Origin of the sequence: Sulfitobacter noctilucae (assembly GCF_000622365.1) — a bacterium.
Classification (GTDB): domain Bacteria; phylum Pseudomonadota; class Alphaproteobacteria; order Rhodobacterales; family Rhodobacteraceae; genus Sulfitobacter; species Sulfitobacter noctilucae.
This window is the reverse complement of sequence record NZ_JASC01000013.1, coordinates 648971-669764: the sequence shown is the minus strand read 5'-3', so window position 1 is coordinate 669764 and position 20794 is coordinate 648971. Positions and strand designations below refer to the sequence as shown.

The window sequence follows — 20794 nt, the reverse complement described above, 5'->3', positions numbered from 1 at the left end:
TTCACGGAGCTATCAGCGCCGTGTACGCGTCACCTTGCGCTTGATCTTGTCTTTTTTCTGTTTGGCCTTGGCAGATTTGCGGCGCGGGGTGCTACGCCCTGCCGGTGATCGGCGGCCCTGCGCCACCTTCTGATCTTCGATCTCAAGCAGTTCGAGCAGGATACCACCCGTGACCGGCGTTGCTTCGGCCAGCCTCACTTTGACCCGCTGGCCCAGCGAGATAATCATGCCGGTGTCCGACCCCATCAGCGTCTGCGCCTCGGCATCATGGTGAAAGTATTCGCGGCCCAGTGACCGCATGGGCAGCAACCCATCAGCGCCTGTTTCATCCAGCTTTACGAACACACCAAAGCGGGCGATGCCGCTGATCCGGCCAGAAAATTCGTTACCGACACGCTCAGACAAGTAGGATGCAAGATAGCGGTCTGTCGTGTCGCGTTCCGCCACCATCGAGCGCCGCTCGGTGTCGGAAATATGCGCACCGGTTTGCTCCAGTGTCTCGAAATCTTCGGGCTGCAGGCCGTCCTTGCCCCAACCATGTGCGGTGATCAAAGCACGGTGCACGATCAGATCCGCATATCGGCGGATGGGTGAGGTGAAGTGCGCATAAGACCGCAAAGCGAGGCCAAAATGCCCGATATGTGCGGGGCCGTAGTAGGCCTGCGTCATGGAGCGAAGGGTAGAGAGGTTGATCAACTCAGCCTCGTCAGAGCCTGCGGCATCGTTCAACAGCTTGTTAAGGTGCGCGGTCTGAAGCACCTGCCCTTTGGCCAGCGTAAAACCAGCGGCCTGTGCCGTCTCGCGCAGGCTTTCAAGCTTTTCGGGTGTTGGTTCTTCGTGGATGCGGAACAGCAGCGGTACTTTCTTTTCCAGCAGCGTCTCGGCAGCGGCGACATTGGCCAGCACCATGAATTCCTCGATCAGGCGGTGGGCATCCAGCCGGTCCTTGAAATTAATGGATTTAACGGTGCCATCTTCAGCCAGTTCCACGCGCCGTTCCGGCAGATCCAGATCAAGCGGTTGGCGGCGGCCCCGCGCTGCTTTAAGCGCGGCATAGGCGGCATAAAGCGGCTGCAAAACAGGCTCAAGCAAAGGGCCTGTGCGGTCATTCGGCTGCCCGTCGATGGCATCCTGCACCTCTTCGTAATGCAAGGACGCAGGAGAGCGCATGAGCCCGCGGTGAAACGTATGACCCAGCTTGTTGCCGGCTGCGCCCAGCACCATGCGCACGGCGATACAGGCGCGCGGCACGCCTTCGTGCAGCGAACACAGATCGCCCGACAGGCGGTCCGGCAGCATGGGCACCACGCGGTCGGGGAAATAGGTGGAGTTGCCGCGCTTGCGCGCCTCGCGGTCCAGCGCGGAACCGGGCGTGACATAGCCCGCCACATCGGCAATCGCGACCCAGACGACATGGCCGCCTTCGTTTTTGGGGTCTTCATCCGCATGGGCATAGCAGGCATCATCGTGGTCGCGGGCATCCGAGGGGTCAATGGTGATCAACGGCAGATCGCGCAGGTCTTCACGGCCTTTCAGGCCCATCGGTTTGGCGGCGTCAGCTTCGGCGATCACCTCGTCGGGAAAATCATCGGGGATACCGTGCTGGTGGATTGCAATCAGCGATACCGCCTTGGGCGCGGAAGGATCGCCCAGCCGGTCGATCACCCGCGCCTTGGGCAGACCCATGCGACCCTTTGGCCCCGCCTGTTCGGCCTCGACCAACTCGCCATCCTTGGCCCCGCCCGTTGCATTGTCGGCCACGACCCATTCGCGATCGGCACCCTTGTCGATGGGCACAATCCGCCCGCCTTCGGTGCTCTTGCGGAAGATACCCAGAACCTTCTTGGGGTTCGTCCCGATCCGTCGGATCAGCCGCGCCTCATAGTGGTGATCGTCGCCCTTCACCTGTGTCAGCCGCGCCAGAATGCGGTCGCCCTCGCCCAGCGCCGGGTCAGAGGCTCGGGGGATGACAAGCACGCGCGGCTCTACCCCGCTGCCCTGCCATTCCATCGGTTTGGCAAACAAATCGCCCTGCCCATCCGGCCCTGTGACCATCAGAACAGAAACAGGCGGCAGCCGATCGGGGTCCGCATAGCTGCGCTTGCGCTTTTCCAGATGCCCTTCCGCCTCCAGTTCCTTAAGGATGCGTTTCAGATCAATCCGAGCAGCACCTTTGATGCCAAAGGCCTTGGCGATGTCGCGCTTGGCCGCGAGGGTGGGGTTCTGTTCGATCCAGTCGAGGATCTCGGCTTTGGTAGGGAGTTTGCTCATGCTCAGAGGCGTATCACGCGGCTAGCGGCGCGTCATGGGCAAATCGCGCAGGGTATCCACGTCTTGCAAGGTTGCGACATGGGCGATGCGATGGTTGGGCAGCGTGGCCTTGGTGTCGGACAATGCGTGTTCTGTAGACCAACGTACATTTGCGAAAAACGCTGGCGGCGGGCGGCGCGGGTGTTTCAGACCGATCAACCAATACCCCCCGTCCGGGGCCGGACCAAAAACCGCATCATGATCCCCAAGTGCGGCAAAAGCCTGGGCAATGTGGCGCGAGGTGATGCCCGGAATATCCGCACCGATAACGCAGGCAGGACCGGGCGCACAGGCCAACATACGGGCCATACGGTCACCCAAATTGCCTCGCCCCTGCGCCCAGCGCGGCAGATGCGCAGGCCAGATGCGGCTGCTCAAGCCCTCGCGGTCGGGCGAGACGGCCAGAACCGTTTGCCAGCGCGGGTCTTCAATGCGACGCAGCAGGCTTTGTGTCTGATGGCGAAACCACCACGCGGCGGCAGTCATCCCGATGTCGCGGCCCAAACGGGTTTTCACACGTCCCGGGCGCGGCTCTTTGACCATCACGATCAATGTTCCGTTCACAGGTCGCGCACCATATCGCGGTGGTCGATACCTGCGTCATCATAGACCGGCCCGACAGCAGTGAACCCCAGCGCCTGATAGAACCCAAGTGCATGTGTCTGTGCCCCCAGCTTTGCCCGCACCGCTTTGCCCCGCGACACATCCAGCGCCGCGCAGATGAGTGCCGCACCAAGGCCTGTGCCGCGATGCGAAGGCAGCACACAGACCCGCCCGATTTTGGCGGTGCCGTCAAGGATCACGATGCGGGCGGTGCCAACCGGAACCTGCTTATCTTTCGCCAGAAGGTGCAGTGCTTGATCATCCAGATCATCAAGCTCATCGGCTTCCGACACGCCTTGTTCCTCGATAAAAACCACCCGCCGAAGATGGTGGCAAGCGGCGATATCATCGGTCAGAGCGACAGCAACACTCATGCAAAATAGTCGCGCAGGATGCGGCCGTAGATGGCCTTGAGCTGGTGGATATGCTCCACGCGGACGTGCTCATCGACCTGATGCATGGATTGTCCGACCAACCCGAATTCGACCACGGGACAGTGCGATTTGACGAACCGAGCGTCCGAGGTGCCGCCGGTAGTGGACAGCTGCGGTTTCACGCCGGTTTCCGCCTCGACCGCCGTGGCAACCAAGCTCGACAAATCGCCCGGCGGCGTGATGAAGCTTTCGCCGGAAATCTTCACTTTGGTCTCGATCTGCACACCGAATGCATCGCGAATTTTCGTCACTTCTCCATCAATCCACTCGGTCAGGCTGGCTCCGGAATGGGTATCATTGAACCGGATGTTCACTGTCGCCGCGCAAGAGGCGGGGATGACGTTGGTCGCGGGGTTGCCTGTATCCACAGTCACCACCGCCAGCGTTGACGGATCGAAATGGTCGGTACCCTGATCCAATTCATGCGAAGCAAGCCGGTCCATCAAGCGCACCATCGCGGGCAACGGGTTATTGGCGCGGTGCGGATAGGCGGAGTGACCCTGCTTGCCGATCACCTTGAACCAAATTGTCATGGACCCGCGCCGCCCGATCTTGATCATCTCGCCCATCGCTTCCGGGCAGGTCGGTTCTCCCACTAGGCAGACATCCATCCGCTCGCCGTGCTTTTCCATATGTTCCAGCAGTGCCGTCGTGCCGTCAGTTGCATCGCCCTCCTCATCGCCTGTGATGGCGAGGATCACCGATCCATCCGGCGGCGTATCCCGCACAAAATCGACGGCGGCAGCTGCAAAGGCGGCGACACCCGATTTCATATCAGTGGTGCCGCGACCGTACATGATGCCGTCTTTCACCTCGGCCCCGAAGGGTGGCATGGTCCAATCATCCGGATTGCCGATAGGCACCACATCCGTATGACCATTAAAGCCGAAAGAGCGCGTGTTGCCCTTGTTGCCCCAACGGGCAAAGAGATTCTTGATCCCACCGCGGTCCGCCCATGCGCAGTCAAAGCCAGCATCCGAAAGCAGGGTCTCCAGCACCTCCAACGCGCCATCGTTGGCAGGGGTGACAGAGGCGCAGCGCACCAGTTGGGCAGTGAGGTCGGCAGGATCGACGGGGGCCATGACGGCTCCTTTCGGTGTGAATTACAGGCAACGCCCTCTTTTTGTGGCGAAAAGAGCGCGGTGCCAAGGGGGCCTGCGCAAGAAATGCTTAACAGCAGACCTGCGGGCTGTTAACATTATGTCAATAATATGACCCGAGGCAGGGCATCAGCAGTACCGCACCGCGACAGAGCACCTGAAAACAGGGCCGACCGCACCGCACATTACCATGACAGTGACGGACGTTTCATGCGTCTGATGCTGCGCTGAGCATTGCTTTCCGGGCCCAAGGTGTGAGGCAGGACAATGGTAGCGGCATCAGAACTTCCGATTAATACGATGCGCGAAGGCACGACAGCGACGGATCTAGCGCAAACCATTTTCGGCAATGGTGTGACGGTAACAGGTGCCACATACTACGGCGATATCGACAGCGCCGGGACCTACTCAAACGGCAACAGTGTCGCTCCTGGTGTTACGCCCGGTGATACCGGCATCATCATGTCGACAGGCAACGCGCAGGATTTCACAAATTCCAACGGGCAATCCAACCAGAACACGAACACCTCAACCAATACCAGCGGCACCGATAATTTCGGACAGTACAATGCCGCTGCCGGCGCACGAACATATGACGCCGCTACGCTAGATGTAGATTTCATTCCCGACACTGATACGATGACGATGCAGTTCGTCTTTTCGTCCGAGGAATACCCCGAGTTTGAAAACTCGATTTATCAGGATTTTGTTGGTATCTGGATCAACGGATCCCTTGTTCCGATGGACGTGGGCAACGGGGATGTAGACCCGGGCAACGTAAATACGTCCAACAACATCAACATGTACGTCAACAACCAGAATGACGAATTCAACACTGAGATGGACGGCTTTACCATCACGCTGACATTGACGATGAACGTCAATCCTGGTGTGGTGAATTCCATGCGGATCGCGATCGGCGACGTGGCGGACAGCAATTTCGATTCAAACCTGCTGATCGCAGGCGATTCAGTCCAGACCGATCTTGTTGCCATATCAGATAACATCGATCTCTTCCCCGAAGGCGACAAGGTGATTGATGTTCTTGCGAATGACATCAACAACGGCCCGGGCACGCTGACCATCACACAAATCAACGGCGTCGATGTTGCAGCGGGCGACACGATCACCCTGCCAACGGGTCAGACCGTTAAGCTAAACGCCGACGGCACCTTTACGGTGACGGGCGATGGCGACGTCGAGAACTTCAACTTCACCTATACCATCGACAACGGTGTCGATACGGATGTTGGTTTTGTAAACGCCACGGGTGTGCCGTGCTTTGTTGCCGGCACTTTGATTGCCACCCCGGGCGGAGAATGTCCCGCCGAAATGCTGCACCCCGGTGATCTGGTGCTGACCCAAGATGACGGACCGCAGCCCTTACGCTGGATTGGCACCCGACAGGTGGCAGCAACGGGCGATTTTGCCCCGATCCACATACGCGCCAACACATTCGGCACACATCGCGACTTGCTTGTCTCGCCGCTGCACCGGGTGCTGATCCGTGACAATCTGGCGGAGTTGCTTTTCGGTGAAGCAGAAGTGCTGGTGGCCGCCCGCGATTTGGTAAATGACCGTTCCGTACGGCGGCGGCCGGGGGGCGAAGTGACATATGTGCATCTGTTGTTTGACCGCCATCAGGTGGTTTTCTCGGAAGGGCTGGAGACCGAGAGCTTTTTACCCGGTCCACAAACCACAAAGAGTTTCGAGCGCGAGATCGTCGACGAGATTTGCGCGATCTTTCCCGAGATAGATGCCGAGACCGGCAGTGGCTATTCCCCCGCTGCGCGGCGCACCTTAAAGCGATACGAGGCGGACCTGCTGCGCGCGGCCAAGGTGGCCTGAGATGGCATGGCTCGCACTTTGTGATCACGAGGACCGGCGGTTTTCTTTGCGGGGTCTGGGCATCGACAAAATGGATACGCCAATCCTGCCCGACTATCCGCACAGCCTGCTGACCCGTGGCAGTATCATGTTCGAAACACGGCTGTCGGCTGACGGTCGTCCGCAGGTGCTGTTTGGGTACAAAAACACCTACCCCAGCCTGCGCAGTCTGACCTTTCAAGCGATCCCCGGTGGTGGCATTGCGCTGGTTCAGGTGCAGGGTGACGCCATTGCCCATGCCGCGATCCAGCACCGCGAGGCGGGACGCACCGATGTGGTGCGCATCACCTATTCTTGGGACAGCACAGTAAACTGGGGCCGCATGACGCTGGAAATGCCCGAAGAAACCCATGTGTCCAGCGTTTATCTGGATAACCCGCAGCCCCTGTCACTGGACGACATTCGCGATCTGATGTTGGGTCGCAATGGCCAGACTTTTGCGACCGACATGATCTTTGCGGCACTTTCCGATCAAATCGAACCGATTGGACCGATGCCGACGCTGTTACCCAGCACACCGCTCGCCACCCCTTGGGGCTACAAGACCGTGCAAAGCCTGCGTCGCGGCGATACGGTCAACACCCGTGATGATGGCGTGGTGCCGGTGCTGCAACGGGTCCAGCGGCATGTGCCCGCGCGGGGCAGCTATCGACCCATACGGCTGCGTGCGCCGTATTTCGGGCTTCAGGATGATGTTATTGTGGCCCCCGACCAACGGTTGATCATCGACGGACCCGAAGTCGAATATCTGTTCAGTCAAGAGGCTGTCCTGGTGCCTGCGCGCCATCTGGTCAACGGGTTTGCCGCTCTGACCGAACCCTGCGGGCCGGTCATCAACTATGCGCAACTGCTCCTACCCCGGCACGAAACCCTCATCGCGGCGGGCACCGCGGTGGAAAGCATCTATGTCGGGCGGATCAGGCGGAATGAGGAACATTTGCAGAGCAGCCTGCTGCACGCCTTTGACCGCGCACGTTTGCCAGAGCATCCGCGCCCTGCGCATCATGTGCTGCGGTGGTACGATGCGATCCATCTTGCGCGGCGCCGCGCCGCCTAGGATCTTTTAATCAAAGAACGGGGTCATCTGCGCGATGATCACCGAGTTTTCATCAAGCGCCCGCTTCATCAATCCGCGCTCTTCATCATCAATCTCGTGGCCCTCGGCTTCGCGTTCGGCAAGCGTACCATAGCCTGACACATCAAGCGGGTTGGTGTCTGCCTGTTTCAGAATGGCCACTGTCTCGCGTACGGCCTCGGCCTCATCAATACCCGACGCAAAACACATCAGCGCGGCACCCGTCGCCTTGTCTGGTAATCCGTCACCGTCCTTGCGACCGATCTGAACAAGCAGGGTATAAACCTGTTGTCGCGAGGGTTTCTTGGGCTTTTTAGGCTCTGACATGACAAAGGCCACCTTCTTTTACGGAAGGCAGCCCTAGCGTGATCTACAATTTTTGGAAAGGGTTATCCCGACTTACCAAACGCTCTTATCGACGCGATCAGGACACAGGCACCGACAAAACCGACAAACAATTGACCGACCCAGCCGCCCAATGTGGATCCAAAGATGAACACCAAAACCGCATTGAACAGCATTGCACCCACGATCCCCATAAAGATGTTCAGCAACAGCCCATGGCGTCGGTCCATAAATTTGCCGGCCAGCCAACCGGCAAGTCCTCCAACGATAAGTGCAGCAAACCATCCCAGTCCGGTCATTTTCGTATCCTTTAAATTAGTTAGGAGCCAAACGCCCGGACTGGGAAATCGTTCCCGCTTAGTCGCGCAGCAACTCGTTGATCGATGTTTTTGAACGTGTCCGCTCGTCCACACGCTTGACGATGACTGCGCAGTAAAGGTTCACGTTGTTCTTCGACGGCATGGTGCCTGCAACAACAACTGACCCGGCGGGGACTTCGCCATACATGACTTCACCGCTCTCACGATCAAGGATCTTGGTCGACTGGCCGATAAACACACCCATGCCCAGAACAGATCCTTCGCGCACGATACAGCCTTCGACAACTTCGGACCGCGCACCGATAAAGCAATTGTCCTCGATGATGGTCGGCCCTGCCTGCATCGGCTCCAACACACCACCAATGCCAACGCCGCCCGATAGGTGCACGTTCTTGCCGATCTGCGCACAAGAACCAACGGTCGCCCAGGTGTCCACCATGGTGCCACTGTCGACATAAGCGCCGATGTTGACGAAAGACGGCATCAGAACAACGCCCGGCGCAATATAGGCCGAGCGCCGCACAACGCAGTTCGGCACGGCGCGGAAACCTGCTTCTTGCCACTGCGCATCGCCCCAGCCCTTGAATTTGCTATCGACCTTATCCCACCAGCCGGCACCCTGCGGGCCACCTTCCTGATGTTCCATATCCTTGATGCGAAAGCCCAGCAGAACGGCCTTCTTGGCCCACTGGTTTACGTGCCAATTGCCATCTTCCTGCTTTTCCGCCACGCGCAGCTTGCCACTGTCGAGCGCATTCAGCGTCTCTTCGATGGCGTCGCGCTGCTCGCCTTTCGTAGACGACGTGATCTGATCACGGGTATCCCATGCAGCCTCGATGGCGATCTCAAGTTGGGCGTTGGACATGGGGCGGCTCCTGCTGGTGAATGGATTTCTGGCGCTATACCTGTGGCAGGCCCGCAGCGCAATGATCGAGCATGATATGCCTGAAGCCGGCGGCCCTGCCACGACATCGGCTTGCAGTTTCGCACCAACCGCGTAACGCTGGCGCAGACAATTTCCGGAGACATTCATGACAAACGACAAACGCCGCCATCCGCTGCGCGACGCCCATTCTGATATCGCATCGGTCGAATCCGTACCCGACACGCCGCAAACCCGTGCGCCTGCCTATCAGCTTGCTTTTACCGATGACGATTTCATGTGCCGCGAAGAATTGCGGCCCGTGCGCCTGCAGTTGGAATTGCTGAAGCCACAAATGATGATGGATGCAGAGGGCATCACCTCGACGATCGTGCTGTTCGGCGGCGCACGCATCCCGGCACCGGCGCAAAAACATACCGCACGAACAGAAACGCTGGCGGAACTATCGCGCTTTTACGATGAAACACGCGAATTCGCGCGGCTGATGACGTTGAGATCAATGGAGAATGGCGGGACCGACGATGTGATCGTCACCGGCGGCGGGCCGGGTGTGATGGAGGCGGGCAACCGCGGCGCGATGGATGCCGGTGGCCGTTCTATCGGGTTGAACATCGTGTTGCCGCATGAACAGGCGCCAAACGAATATGTCACGCCGGAGCTGTGTTTTAACTTCCACTATTTCGCGATCCGCAAAATGCATTTTCTGATGCGGGCGAAAGCGGTCTGCGTGTTTCCCGGCGGGTTCGGGACAATGGATGAATTGTTTGAATCGCTTACGCTAATTCAAACCGGACGGATGAAGCGCATTCCCTTCCTGCTGTTCGGCAAGGCATTTTGGCAAAAGATCATCAATTGGGATGCGCTTGCTGATGCAGGCACGATTTCAGCCGAAGATCTGGACCTGTTCCACTTTGTCGAAACGGCCGAAGAGGCGATGACGTTGATCGAAAACTGGGACGCCCCTACCGCACGGGATTCAATACCCGGCAGATAGACTCACCCCGAAATCAATCCGGGATCAGGCGCTGGCTGCTGCGGGAAGAACACCGATTTCAACATGATGCGGCAGGGTTTCAACGACCTGGCCATGATCAGTGTCTTTGATGGCATAGCCGTAGCCCGCCAAACGGTGCTTCCACTCGCGGGCCGACAATGCGCTTTCGCGCTCGCGCAGCACCAATTCAATCACTTGCGCGGTGATGAAGGGATCTTTGTTAAACATGACAGACATGGGTTGTCTCCTGATTGCGTTCCGATGAGAAACAATCTCTTTTCCAACCGTGGCAGGAGTTCTGCGGGAATACGGCAGAACAAGGGTCTTTTGGTGGATTAGAACGTCACGTAACCCTGAGTAGAAATCACTTATTTTCGATCAACTACAAGCACCTAGACTTCGAACACTTTTCACGACTTTTGTAGCGAGGTGATAAATCTGCCTTGTTCCACTGTGTCGGGAATTGAAACACCTCGCGCAGTGCTAACTTTCTGGATGGCCACAGCGGCTGTATCCCCCTGTGCCATCAGCAAAGCCGCGGCAACCATTCCGGACCGACCGATCCCGGCCCGACAATGCACAACAAGGTGCGCGCCGCCCAACAAACGGTCATTCAAGTCTTTGATCAGATCATTAAAACGAGCGGGATCAGGCAACCCAAAGTCCTCAATCGGGAAAGACCAGAATGCGATCCCTGCTGCAGCACAGGCTTGCGGCTCGGCATCCAGGCGTAGCGTCGCAATGTCCTCTGCCGACAGCAGGGAAACAACATCCGTGACCCCCGATGCTGCCAAACGCGCCATCAGGAATGTCACATCATCCGCAGGTGGACAGGGCATGATCGACAGTTTGCCGTACCTAAGCGGTACAGCAAAAACCGGGTGCGTCATTCAGGATAGACCCGCTTCAGCCTCGATCTGCTTGCGCGACTTGCGGGCGCGCTCAGTCGCTGATTTCAGCTGACCACAGGCCGCCATGATATCTTCGCCGCGCGGTTTGCGGACGGGCGATGCATAGCCTGCGTTATAAACGATCTCGGCAAAAGCACGGATGCGATTGTTCGACGACCGCTTATAAGGTGCGCCGGGCCATTCGTTGAACGGGATCAGATTGATTTTGGCCGGAATACCTTTGATCAGCTCAACCAGACGATGGGCGTCTGCGTCACTGTCGTTCACGCCGTGCAGCATCACATATTCAAAGGTGATACGCTCTGAATTCGATACCTTGGGGTATTCGCGCAGCGCATCCAGCAGCGCCTCAATGTTCCAGCGCTTGTTGATGGGCACCAGTTTGTCCCGCACATCATCTGTGGTGGCGTGAAAGCTGACCGCCAACTGGCATCCGATTTCCTGCGCCGTGCGGTGAATTTCCGGCACGACCCCCGATGTAGACAGCGTGATCCGCCGGCGGCTTAGCTGGATCCCTTCCGGGTCCATCGCGATCTTCATCGCATCGCGCACGTTCTCGAAGTTATAAAGCGGTTCACCCATGCCCATCAGGACGATATTAGACAGCAATCGCGTTTCAACCCTGCGCGCGCCTACTTCTGGCCATTCCTCCAGATCGTCACGGGCGACCATGACCTGACCAATGATTTCCGCCGCCGTTAGGTTGCGCACCAGCTTTTGCGTGCCGGTATGACAGAACGAGCAGGTCAGCGTGCAGCCCACCTGTGACGAAACGCAAAGCGTGCCGCGCCCGTCTTCGGGAATATAGACAACCTCAACCTCATGCCCGCCCGCGATGCGCACCAGATACTTGCGTGTGCCATCTTCGGACACCTGCCGGGTCACCACCTCCGGGATCTCGAGCGCAAAGGTATCGGCCAGTTCAGCGCGGAACGCTTTGGACAGGTTTGTCATCTCGGCAAAGTCGCGCTTGCCCCATTGATAGATCCACTGCCAGATCTGGCCCACACGCATCTTGGCCTGCTTTTCGGGCGTGCCGCTAGCGATCAACGCGTCGCGCATTTGCTCACGCGTCAAACCGATCAGGTTTTGCGGCCCCTCCGGCAATTTGCGCGGCATGGTATGGACGTCTTGGGTAATCGGTGCGGAAACGGACATGGTGCGACTCAACCTCTTTGGGATGTGCCTGCTATATAGGATGGCGCGCATTTTGCAAAAGGGCGCGGGCCTCACTGATTTGACCAAGGGGACTGCACGTCAGCCCCCCGGTTTTCAGCTTAGCCGCCGCAGCGTTTCGCAGCGTCCTCGACTGCCGCAGTAAAGCCCAGCAGCGAAAATGTGTCTTTGGTTGCCGTACCACGACCGGACCGGCCAGAAAGCACCGCATCCGCACCGCGTTTCATCGCGGTGATGATCTTGGAGTCATCATCGGTGGTCGCGGGCCATGCCCACTCCCCTTCGGTGAACAGCTCAAAACTATTGCCCGAGATATTCATCGTTACGGTAGACCCGGATGCAAAGGGGTATCCGCCGGTAAAGGCGACCTGACCTTTGGCACCCGCAGAAGGCCGGTAAAATACCATCAAAAGCGTTTGCCCCCGGTTCACCGCCACCACGCGCCCATCGCGCGAATTCACGGTTTCCTTGGGCGTCGAGACCCCCCAACACTCAGTCGGATTATCTTCTACAAAAACGCTCCAGTCGGTCTTAGCCGCCACACGGTTCGTGCTTTGATCCTGCGCCGCGCCTTGGGTCGCCATCAAGGCACAAAGCCCTGCCACAACCCCAAACTTGTTCATCATTCCCATCTGTCCAGCCTCCAGCTGTCCTTGACCTCAATACGCTCTCAGACCTCAATGGCGGTACTTTGCTGACCGCTCTCAATGCAAGTGCCTGTTATCTGTTCGACAAAAAGCATATTAACGCCAAACAGGCGACAGACGAAACCCTGATTGGCAGGTTTTCGCTTAACAAATAGGTGAATGATGACCCATGCGGCCCCTTTCGCAGAAATCTGGCGCGGCGGTTTCCTCGAAAGCGTTCATTCAGGTCATGCAGTCATCTGCGATGACACGGGGCAGATTGTAGATGCATGGGGCAATCCCGAAGCAGTGATCTTGCCGCGTTCTTCGTCCAAGATGATTCAGGCGCTGCCATTGCTCACCTCCGGTGCGGCAGACAAACACGGTCTAACCACTGAACAGCTTGCGTTATCCTGTGCGTCCCATCAGGGGGCGGCCATTCATACGGACCGCGTTGGTGCTTGGCTTGAAACCTTGGGCCTGACCGATGAGGCCTTTCGCTGCGGGCCACAAGAGCCCGCCGACATCCCCGCCCGTGACGGGTTGATCCGTGCGCATCAGGCACCTTGCCAGATACATAACAATTGCTCAGGCAAACACGCCGGCTTTCTCACGCTGACACAGCATATGGGGGCCGCTCCCGATTATGTCGATCCTGCCCATCCCGTGCAGCGCGCCTGCCTTGAGGCTTTTGAGACAGTGACCGGTGAAACCTCTCCCGGCTACGGGATTGATGGATGCTCCGCCCCCAACCACGCATGCAGCCTGCACGGTATGGCCCGTGCCATGGCCCACTTCGCCGCAGCACCCGAAGGATCCGCCGAGGCGCGGTTGCATCAGGCGATGCGCCTGCACCCCGAACTGGTCGCCGGTGAAACCAGAGCCTGCACTGAATTGATGCGGGCGATGGACGGCAAAATTGCGTTGAAAACCGGGGCCGAAGGGTTCTTTATCGCGATCTTGCCCGAGCAGAAGATGGGTATCGCGCTCAAAGCGGCTTGCGGCACGACGCGGGCGGCGGAATGTGCGATTGCAGCACTTTTGGTACGGCTCGGTGTATTGGACCCGAACCACCCCGCTACGCTCAAACGCCTGAATGCGCCGATCAAGAACTGGCGCGGAATCGAGACAGGTATTCTCAAGCCAGCAGCGGGATTGCTGTAACCTCAGGCCGCGAAATCTACCCGAGCGTAACCCTGAATATACAGTAGCGCCGTCAAATCACCGAAGTTCACCCGTAGGTCGCATTCCGCGGCAACAGGTGGTTTTGCGTGCAGCGCAATACCCAGACCCGCACGGCCCAACATGCCCAGATCATTGGCCCCATCGCCCACGGCGATCACATCATCCTCAGTGATCCCAAGGCGGGCCGTGATCTGTTCAAGCGCGTCGACCTTGGCCTGTTTGCCAAGGATCGGCTGGCCAACCTCCCCTGTCAGCACACCACCTTCGGCAATCAACGTATTTGCGCGGTTCTCGTCAAACCCAAGCGTTTCAGCGACTTTCTCGGTAAAGGCCGTAAAGCCACCTGACACCAATGCCGCATGGCCACCCTGAGCCTTCATCGTGGCCAACAGCGCCCTGCCACCCGGCATATAGGTGATACGCTCGTTCAACACCTTGGTGATCACGCTGGCATTCAGCCCTTTCAGTAACCCGACCCGTTCTCGCAGAGCACCGTCGAAATCCAATTCGCCATTCATGGCTCGCGCCGTGATTTCTTTGACACGGGCACCGACACCGGCTTCATCGGCCAATTCGTCGATGCATTCCTGCTGGATCATCGTGCTGTCCATGTCAGCCAACAGCATTTTCTTGGTGCGGGTTCGGGTCTCAACGGCGATCATATCGACACCCAGCGCCTGACAGCTTTCCCAGACCTGCCAGAAGTTCTCGGGGATCTGGGCCAGTTCAAATTCAGCCGCTTCGTCCGGTGCCAGCCAGATGGCATCCCCTCCGCCCCAAGCATTGCGCAGACTTTCGACAAGCGCGGGATCCAGCGATGGCTTTGCCGGTGAGGTAAGCAAGACAACTGTAAACATAGGCAAGTTTCCGATCCGCGCCAAAGATGTCGCTAAAATGCGAACGAGCGGCGGTTTAGCCTCGTTTTTTAGATTGTGCCAGAGCGTGCATCCCCATAAACGCATCCGTGGGACACCCTTCCCCAACGAAGGGCGCATATCTGAGAGGATAGCATCAATGGCTATTGAACAACCGGCAACGCGGCCGGCTAATCCGCGTTTTTCATCCGGCCCCTGTGCCAAACCCCCCGTATTTGATTTGCAAAACCTGTCTGACGCGCCTTTGGGCCGCAGCCACCGTGCAGCCGTTGGCAAAGCCAAGCTGCTGGAAGCGATCGAAACGACCCGTGACATTCTGGGCGTGCCTGCGGATTACAAGATCGGCATCGTACCTGCATCCGATACCGGCGCGTTCGAGATGGCCATGTGGACCATGCTGGGCGAACGCCCTGCCGAAATGGTCGCATGGGAATCATTCGGCGCAGGCTGGGTCACCGATGTGGTGAAGCAGCTGAAGATCGAAGCGACCACGCATACCGCCGACTATGGCGAGATCGTCGATATGGCCGCGCTGAACTATGATAATGACGTCTGCTTTACCTGGAACGGCACAACCTCCGGCGTGCGTATGCCAAATGGCAATGCGATCCCGGCGGAACGCAAGGGTCTGACGCTGTGCGATGCGACTTCGGCCGCTTTCGCGATGGACTTGCCGTGGGACAAGCTGGATGTGACGACCTTCTCTTGGCAGAAGGTTCTGGGCGGCGAAGCGGCGCATGGCATGTTGATCCTGTCGCCCCGCGCGATTGAGCGGCTCGAGAACTACACCCCCGCATGGCCGCTGCCCAAGATTTTCCGCCTGACCAAAGGCGGCAAGCTGATCGAAGGCATCTTCAAGGGCGAGACGATCAACACCCCATCAATGCTCTGTGTTGAGGATTATCTGCAAGCACTGACATGGGCCAAAACTGTGGGCGGGCTGGAAGGTCTGATCGCACGGGCCGATGCCAATTCAAAAGCCATCGCTGATTTTGTGGCGGACCACGACTGGGTCGAATTCCTTGCTGCGGATCCGGCGACACGCTCCAACACTTCTGTGTGCCTGAAATTCAATGATGCCCGCATCACCGATGGTGCTGCATTCGCCAAAGCCGTGGCCAAGAGGCTGGAAACCGAGAATGTCGCGCTTGATGTCGGCGCTTATCGCGATGCCCCTCCGGGGTTGCGCATTTGGTGTGGCGGTACGGTTGAAACCTCGGATGTTGCGGCGATGCTGCCGTGGCTTGCCTGGGCATTTGAAACCGAAATTTCTGTTTGACCTCACTCCAGAACATCATCTTTTCTGCGTAAGAACAGCCGATGGCTGAATACGCGACCCTATACAATGAAGGACCAAAACCATGGCTCCCAAGGTACTTATCTCCGACAGCCTCAGCGAAGCAGCTGTTCAAATTTTCCGCGACCGCGGCATCGACGTCGATTTCCAGCCCGATCTGGGCAAGGACAAAGACAAACTGGCCGAAGTGATCGGCAACTACGATGGTCTTGCGATCCGCTCTGCCACCAAAGTGACCGAGAAGATTCTCGCCAATGCGCCCAACCTCAAGGTGATTGGCCGCGCCGGGATCGGCACCGACAATATCGACAAGGATGCCGCCTCGAAAAAAGGTGTGATCGTGATGAACACACCTTTCGGCAACATGATCACCACCGCCGAACACGCGATTGCAATGATGTTCGCCGTGGCGCGTCAAATTCCCGAGGCGAGCGCATCGACCCATGCGGGCAAATGGGAAAAGTCCAAGTTCATGGGTGTCGAGCTGACTGGCAAAACACTGGGCGTGATTGGTGCAGGCAACATCGGCGGTATCGTCTGTGACCGTGCCCATGGCCTTAAAATGAAGGTTGTGGCCTATGACCCCTTCCTTGGCGAAGAGAAGGCCAAGAAGATGGGCGTCGAAAAGGTCGAACTGGAGGAACTGCTGGCCCGGGCTGATTTCATCACATTGCATGTGCCCTATACCGACCAGACCGCCAATATCCTCAGCCGCGAAAACCTCGGCAAGACCAAGAAAGGCGTGCGTATTATCAACTGTGCACGCGGTGGTCTGGTAGACGAAGAGGCGCTCGCCGACATGCTGAAGTCCGGCCATGTGGCAGGTGCGGCGTTTGATGTGTTCAAAGAAGAGCCAGCGACAGAAAACCCGTTGTTCAACCTGCCCAATGTGGTTTGCACCCCGCACCTTGGCGCGGCAACGACCGAGGCACAGGAAAACGTAGCCTTGCAAGTTGCTGATCAGATGGCCGACTACCTACTGACAGGTGCTGTCAGCAACGCGCTGAACATGCCGTCCGTTACGGCAGAAGAAGCGCAGGTGATGACGCCCTGGATCAATCTTGCCGGTCACCTTGGTGCCTTTGTCGGTCAGATGACGGATGAACCGATCAAAGCGATCAACATCCTTTATGACGGTACAGTTTCCGACATGAACCTTGAGGCGCTGAACTGCGGCGTCGTCGCAGGTATCATGAAACGTGCAAATCCTGATGTGAACATGGTCAGCGCCCCGGTGGTTGCCCGTGAGAAAGGCATCCAGATCAGCACAACAAACCAGGACAAATCCGGCGTCTTTGACGGGTACATCAAGGTGACCGTGGTCACGGAGAAGCGTGAGCGTTCAGTGGCGGGCACCGTGTTTTCCGACGGAAAGCCGCGCTTTATCCAGATCAAAGGCATCCAGATTGATGCCGAAATCGGTGCGCATATGCTCTATACCACGAACGAAGACGTGCCGGGTATCATCGGTACATTAGGACAGACAATGGGCGAGAACGATGTGAACATCGCGAACTTCACCCTTGGACGCGCTGAATCGAAGGGCGAAGCGATTGCCCTGCTTTATGTCGACGCGCCTGTGCCCGGCCCGGTTCTGGACAAGCTCAAGGCGACCGGCCTGTTCCGGCAGGTGAAGCCGCTGCAATTCGACGTGGCCTGATCCACCTTCCAGTGTTAACAACACAAACGCCCGCCCCGTCATGGTGCGGGCGTTTTGCATCCAAAAGGACCGCTCTGTGACACAACCGATCTATGCCATAGGTGACATTCATGGTCAGCTGACCGAGCTTGAGCATGCGCTCGCCCGGATCGAGGCCGATGGCGGGGCGGATGCCAGGATCGTATTTCTGGGCGACTATACCGATCGCGGTCCCGACAGCCGCGGTGTGATCGACAGGCTGGTTGACGGACAGGCGCAAGGCCGCAACTGGTCTTTCATCATGGGCAATCATGACCGGATGTTCAGCTGGTTCATGGAGGATTACCCCCGTCACGAGGCCTATCTGCCGACCGAACTCTATTGGCTTCATGCCCGTCTTGGCGGCGATACGACACTTGCTTCTTACGGCGTCGAATTTGATGGTCGCACACGCATGTTGGACGTGCACCGCATGGCGCTGGCTGCCGTGCCGGACACCCATCTGGCATTTCTGCGCAGTTTGTCACTCAGCATCCAGACCGAAGATCTGTTTTTTGTCCACGCAGGCATTCGCCCCGGTGTGCCGCTTGACGATCAGGATGAAGAAGACCTGATCTGGATCCGCAAGGAGTTTCATGAGGTGACCGCGCCGCATCCCAAGCTGATCGTGCACGGCCACACGCCTGTCGAACAGGCCACCCATTACGGGAACCGGGTCAATCTGGATTCGGGTGCCGGATACGGCAAACCGCTGACCGTTGCGGTTTTTGAAGGACAAAACTGCTGGCTGTTGACCGACCAGGGGCGCGTGCAACTGGCTCCCGCACCTTAGGTCTGGGCCAACGCGGCCTGTAGCTTCTGTGCAAACCCGTCGAAGGTTGGCCCATGCAAAACCAACGTACCGGTGGCGCTGATCTCTCGCATGGCGGCAAGACTGTCAGCGTCCGGACCAGGACCGGGTTCCCGCAAGACCACAGCAACAATGCGTCCGGGATGGCGTAGAATGGCGTCTCGGTAGACATAGGCATCGTGCTGCCCCGTGTCCCCCACCAAGACATGCGGCACATCGGGATTGGCAGCGAGCAGTGTATCAATGCTGCTGCCCTTGTGGTCGCCATGTGTGCCGGTGATGAACTGGGTCTCGCTCACGCCCAGGTCCCGCAGGAACTTTGGCCCCGTCACCACATTGGCCCGATCAAAAATCTGGGTCAGAAAGGTATGAAGGTTCCACGGGCTGGAGCTGACGAAATAAACCGGGTTACGCCCCCCTTCAGACATATCCGCCAGAAACCGTTGCGCGTCCGAAAAGATATGACGGGTCAGCGCATTGCCGGTCAGCGATGTCCATAGGTTGCGCATCAGTGAATAGGCACCGGTTTCCAGCACCGTATCGTCGATATCGGACACGACGGCAACAGCGGCATCAGCGCCGGGGACCAACACAGGACAAGACGCGGTTGCATCCTCGCCTACAATCCGCAGCCCGATCTCTTGCCAGCCGGTCTGATCCTCGCGGGGCAAAAGCAAGGTGAAATACCCTTCGGCATCGGAAAACGCTGTGACGCCCCCTGCCGTGACTTCGACATCGGCAACCTCATCGGTTAAAAACAACGCAAACATCTGCTTGAAATTGGTCCAACGGGATTGATCCGGTTTCGGCTTGTTCTGCCGCAGCGCCGTAAGGACGCGCCCGCGCAGCACCAGATGATCGGGTGTGGCGTAGCCGATATAGGGTTCTATGATCCGGCGTTTGTCACGCTGGCCTCGCAGCCGGTCCAATATTTGTTCGCTGCGCCAGACGGTAGTGTGAAGTATCTTCTTTAACATGCCACCCTCTTTACAGGTCAAATGCGCCGGCAAAAAGGTGTTCTCTGCGCCTGTGACGGCAGGTTCAGCATGACAGAGCCGTCATTTGCCCACATATTTGCGAAAACATCAGCAAAGGAACCGACATGGGAAAAGAGATTGTAATTCTGGGTGGCGCACGGACCGCCATCGGCACCTTCGGCGGCGCATTGGCTGGAACGCCACCGATTGATCTGGGCACCGCGGCCAGCAAGGCCGCTTTGGCGCGCGCAGGCGTCGAAGGGGGGCAGATCGGCCACGTCGCCTTTGGTCATGTAATCAACACCGAACCGCGTGACATGTATCTGTCCCGCGTGGCGGCCATGCAGGCGGGCATTCCTGACAGCGTGCCAGCCATGAACGTGAACCGGTTGTGTGGATCGGGTGTGCAGGCGATTGTCTCTGCCACGCAATCGCTCATGCTGGGGGATGCGGATTTCGCACTTGCAGGCGGGGCCGAGACAATGTCGCGCTCTCCTTACATTCTGCCCGATGCCCGCTGGGGCCAGAAAATGGGCGATGTCAAAACCGTCGACATGATGCTGGGCACACTGAATTGCCCCTTCGGGACCGGCCATATGGGCGTGACGGCTGAGAACGTCGCCGCAGAGCATCAGATCAGCCGCGAAGATCAGGACGCCTTTGCGCTGGAATCGCAACGCCGTGCGGCGGCAGCGATAGACGCTGGATACTTCACCGATCAGATCACCCCGGTCGACGTGCGCGTGAAACGCGATATGGTCCCTTTCGAGGTCGATGAACACCCCAAGGCCACCACCGCCGAAGCGCTCGCCGGTTTGCGGCCCGTGTTCCAGAAGGACGGCAGCGTGACAGCAGGGAATGCCAGCGGCATCAACGATGGCGGTGCGGCGGTTGTGCTGGCTACGGCAGAGGCGGCAGAGAAGGCCGGGCTGAAGCCCCTGATGCGCATCATCGGCTATGCGCATGCTGGCGTGCGCCCTGAAGTGATGGGGATCGGCCCTGTTCCGGCGGTTGAAAAACTGCTGGCGCAGACTGGCCTGACAGCGGCAGATTTCGACGTGATCGAAAGCAATGAAGCCTTCGCCGCGCAGGCTTTGGCAGTCAGTAAAAACCTCGGGTTCGAGCCGGCGAAAGTGAACCCGAACGGGGGTGCCATCGCGCTGGGCCATCCGGTGGGGGCCACCGGTGCGATCATCACGGTCAAGGCGATTTACGAACTGGAACGCATCGGCGGCAAGCGCGCGCTGATCACCATGTGCATCGGCGGCGGTCAGGGCATTGCGCTGGCGATTGAACGGATGTGAACT

Annotated in this window: 22 protein-coding genes; 9 read left to right on the top strand and 13 right to left on the bottom strand. The window is 58.3% G+C overall.

Annotation, left to right across the window (positions count from 1 at the left end; genetic code table 11):
* Window positions 1-12 precede the first annotated feature (12 nt).
* Genes rnr through dapE form a run of 4 tightly spaced genes read right to left on the bottom strand, consistent with a single transcriptional unit; the run spans window position 13 to window position 4429 of the window.
* Window positions 13-2271, bottom strand: coding sequence for a ribonuclease R (rnr, locus tag Z945_RS0109945; RefSeq protein WP_025051956.1), 2259 nt, complete (start codon window positions 2269-2271; stop codon window positions 13-15).
* Between the two features lie 21 nt (window positions 2272-2292).
* On the bottom strand, window positions 2293-2874 hold the full coding sequence (locus Z945_RS0109940) for a TIGR04282 family arsenosugar biosynthesis glycosyltransferase (protein WP_037970836.1): 582 nt from the start codon (window positions 2872-2874) through the stop codon (window positions 2293-2295).
* Entirely contained in the window at window positions 2871-3287 is a 417-nt protein-coding gene (locus Z945_RS0109935; protein WP_025051954.1) for a GNAT family N-acetyltransferase, read from the bottom strand. The genes Z945_RS0109940 and Z945_RS0109935 overlap by 4 nt, the downstream gene beginning before the upstream one ends.
* Window positions 3284-4429: a succinyl-diaminopimelate desuccinylase gene (gene dapE / locus Z945_RS0109930; RefSeq protein ID WP_025051953.1), complete on the bottom strand. Its 1146-nt coding sequence runs from the start codon at window positions 4427-4429 to the stop codon at window positions 3284-3286. Before dapE ends, Z945_RS0109935 begins: the two co-directional genes overlap by 4 nt.
* Window positions 4430-4714: 285 nt before the next feature.
* On the opposite strand from dapE, the gene Z945_RS0109925 reads away from it, so the two are divergent.
* Together Z945_RS0109925 and Z945_RS0109920 are read left to right on the top strand one after the other, a co-directional pair.
* Window positions 4715-6295, top strand: coding sequence for a Hint domain-containing protein (locus Z945_RS0109925; protein ID WP_025051952.1), 1581 nt, complete (start codon window positions 4715-4717; stop codon window positions 6293-6295).
* 1 nt (window position 6296) lies between these two features.
* The gene (locus Z945_RS0109920; RefSeq protein ID WP_025051951.1) at window positions 6297-7391 is read left to right on the top strand and encodes a Hint domain-containing protein; all 1095 of its coding nucleotides are present in this window, start codon (window positions 6297-6299) and stop codon (window positions 7389-7391) included.
* 6 nt (window positions 7392-7397) lie between these two features.
* Here the strand turns inward: Z945_RS0109920 and Z945_RS0109915 are convergent, their stop codons facing one another.
* The 3 genes from Z945_RS0109915 to dapD form a co-directional block, all read right to left on the bottom strand.
* Window positions 7398-7736 carry a hypothetical protein gene (locus Z945_RS0109915; RefSeq protein ID WP_025051950.1) on the bottom strand — a complete coding sequence of 113 codons (339 nt, stop codon included), beginning with the start codon at window positions 7734-7736 and terminating at the stop codon, window positions 7398-7400.
* Between the two features lie 62 nt (window positions 7737-7798).
* On the bottom strand, window positions 7799-8053 hold the full coding sequence (locus Z945_RS0109910; RefSeq protein ID WP_025051949.1) for a GlsB/YeaQ/YmgE family stress response membrane protein: 255 nt from the start codon (window positions 8051-8053) through the stop codon (window positions 7799-7801).
* A 58-nt stretch (window positions 8054-8111) separates the two neighbouring features.
* Window positions 8112-8939 carry a 2,3,4,5-tetrahydropyridine-2,6-dicarboxylate N-succinyltransferase gene (gene dapD, locus Z945_RS0109905; RefSeq protein ID WP_025051948.1) on the bottom strand — a complete coding sequence of 276 codons (828 nt, stop codon included), beginning with the start codon at window positions 8937-8939 and terminating at the stop codon, window positions 8112-8114.
* Here dapD and Z945_RS20610 point away from each other — a divergent pair.
* Window positions 8938-9075: a hypothetical protein gene (locus tag Z945_RS20610; protein WP_161634087.1), complete on the top strand. Its 138-nt coding sequence runs from the start codon at window positions 8938-8940 to the stop codon at window positions 9073-9075. The genes dapD and Z945_RS20610 overlap by 2 nt on opposite strands.
* A gap of 30 nt (window positions 9076-9105) precedes the next feature.
* On the top strand, window positions 9106-9951 hold the full coding sequence (locus Z945_RS0109895) for an LOG family protein (protein ID WP_025051947.1): 846 nt from the start codon (window positions 9106-9108) through the stop codon (window positions 9949-9951).
* Between the two features lie 24 nt (window positions 9952-9975).
* Here Z945_RS0109895 and Z945_RS0109890 read toward each other — a convergent pair whose 3' ends face one another.
* The 4 genes from Z945_RS0109890 to Z945_RS0109875 form a co-directional block, all read right to left on the bottom strand.
* Window positions 9976-10188: a hypothetical protein gene (locus tag Z945_RS0109890; protein ID WP_025051946.1), complete on the bottom strand. Its 213-nt coding sequence runs from the start codon at window positions 10186-10188 to the stop codon at window positions 9976-9978.
* 173 nt (window positions 10189-10361) lie between these two features.
* The gene (locus Z945_RS0109885) at window positions 10362-10841 is read right to left on the bottom strand and encodes a protein-tyrosine phosphatase family protein (protein ID WP_025051945.1); all 480 of its coding nucleotides are present in this window, start codon (window positions 10839-10841) and stop codon (window positions 10362-10364) included.
* Window positions 10842-12020 carry a dual-specificity RNA methyltransferase RlmN gene (rlmN, locus tag Z945_RS0109880; protein ID WP_025051944.1) on the bottom strand — a complete coding sequence of 393 codons (1179 nt, stop codon included), beginning with the start codon at window positions 12018-12020 and terminating at the stop codon, window positions 10842-10844.
* A gap of 119 nt (window positions 12021-12139) precedes the next feature.
* A complete protein-coding gene (locus Z945_RS0109875) occupies window positions 12140-12664 on the bottom strand; it encodes an invasion associated locus B family protein (RefSeq protein ID WP_025051943.1) in 525 nt (174 codons plus the stop codon).
* Window positions 12665-12847: 183 nt separating this feature from the next.
* Between Z945_RS0109875 and Z945_RS0109865 the strand changes: the two genes are divergently transcribed.
* Window positions 12848-13828, top strand: coding sequence for an asparaginase (locus tag Z945_RS0109865; RefSeq protein ID WP_025051942.1), 981 nt, complete (start codon window positions 12848-12850; stop codon window positions 13826-13828).
* Between the two features lie 2 nt (window positions 13829-13830).
* On the opposite strand, the gene serB is transcribed toward Z945_RS0109865, so the two are convergent.
* Window positions 13831-14706: a phosphoserine phosphatase SerB gene (gene serB, locus Z945_RS0109860; protein WP_025051941.1), complete on the bottom strand. Its 876-nt coding sequence runs from the start codon at window positions 14704-14706 to the stop codon at window positions 13831-13833.
* A gap of 157 nt (window positions 14707-14863) precedes the next feature.
* On the opposite strand from serB, the gene Z945_RS0109855 reads away from it, so the two are divergent.
* From Z945_RS0109855 to Z945_RS0109845, 3 genes are all read left to right on the top strand, one after another.
* A complete protein-coding gene (locus Z945_RS0109855; protein ID WP_025051940.1) occupies window positions 14864-16003 on the top strand; it encodes a phosphoserine transaminase in 1140 nt (379 codons plus the stop codon).
* Between the two features lie 82 nt (window positions 16004-16085).
* Window positions 16086-17681, top strand: a complete 1596-nt coding sequence (gene serA, locus Z945_RS0109850; protein ID WP_025051939.1) for a phosphoglycerate dehydrogenase — start codon at window positions 16086-16088, stop codon at window positions 17679-17681.
* A gap of 76 nt (window positions 17682-17757) precedes the next feature.
* Window positions 17758-18492 carry a metallophosphoesterase family protein gene (locus tag Z945_RS0109845; RefSeq protein WP_025051938.1) on the top strand — a complete coding sequence of 245 codons (735 nt, stop codon included), beginning with the start codon at window positions 17758-17760 and terminating at the stop codon, window positions 18490-18492.
* Here the strand turns inward: Z945_RS0109845 and Z945_RS0109840 are convergent.
* Entirely contained in the window at window positions 18489-19487 is a 999-nt protein-coding gene (locus Z945_RS0109840) for a phosphatase domain-containing protein (protein WP_025051937.1), read from the bottom strand. The genes Z945_RS0109845 and Z945_RS0109840 overlap by 4 nt on opposite strands.
* Window positions 19488-19612: 125 nt before the next feature.
* On the opposite strand from Z945_RS0109840, the gene Z945_RS0109835 reads away from it, so the two are divergent.
* On the top strand, window positions 19613-20791 hold the full coding sequence (locus Z945_RS0109835; RefSeq protein WP_025051936.1) for an acetyl-CoA C-acyltransferase family protein: 1179 nt from the start codon (window positions 19613-19615) through the stop codon (window positions 20789-20791).
* The last annotated feature ends 3 nt before the right edge of the window (window positions 20792-20794 follow it).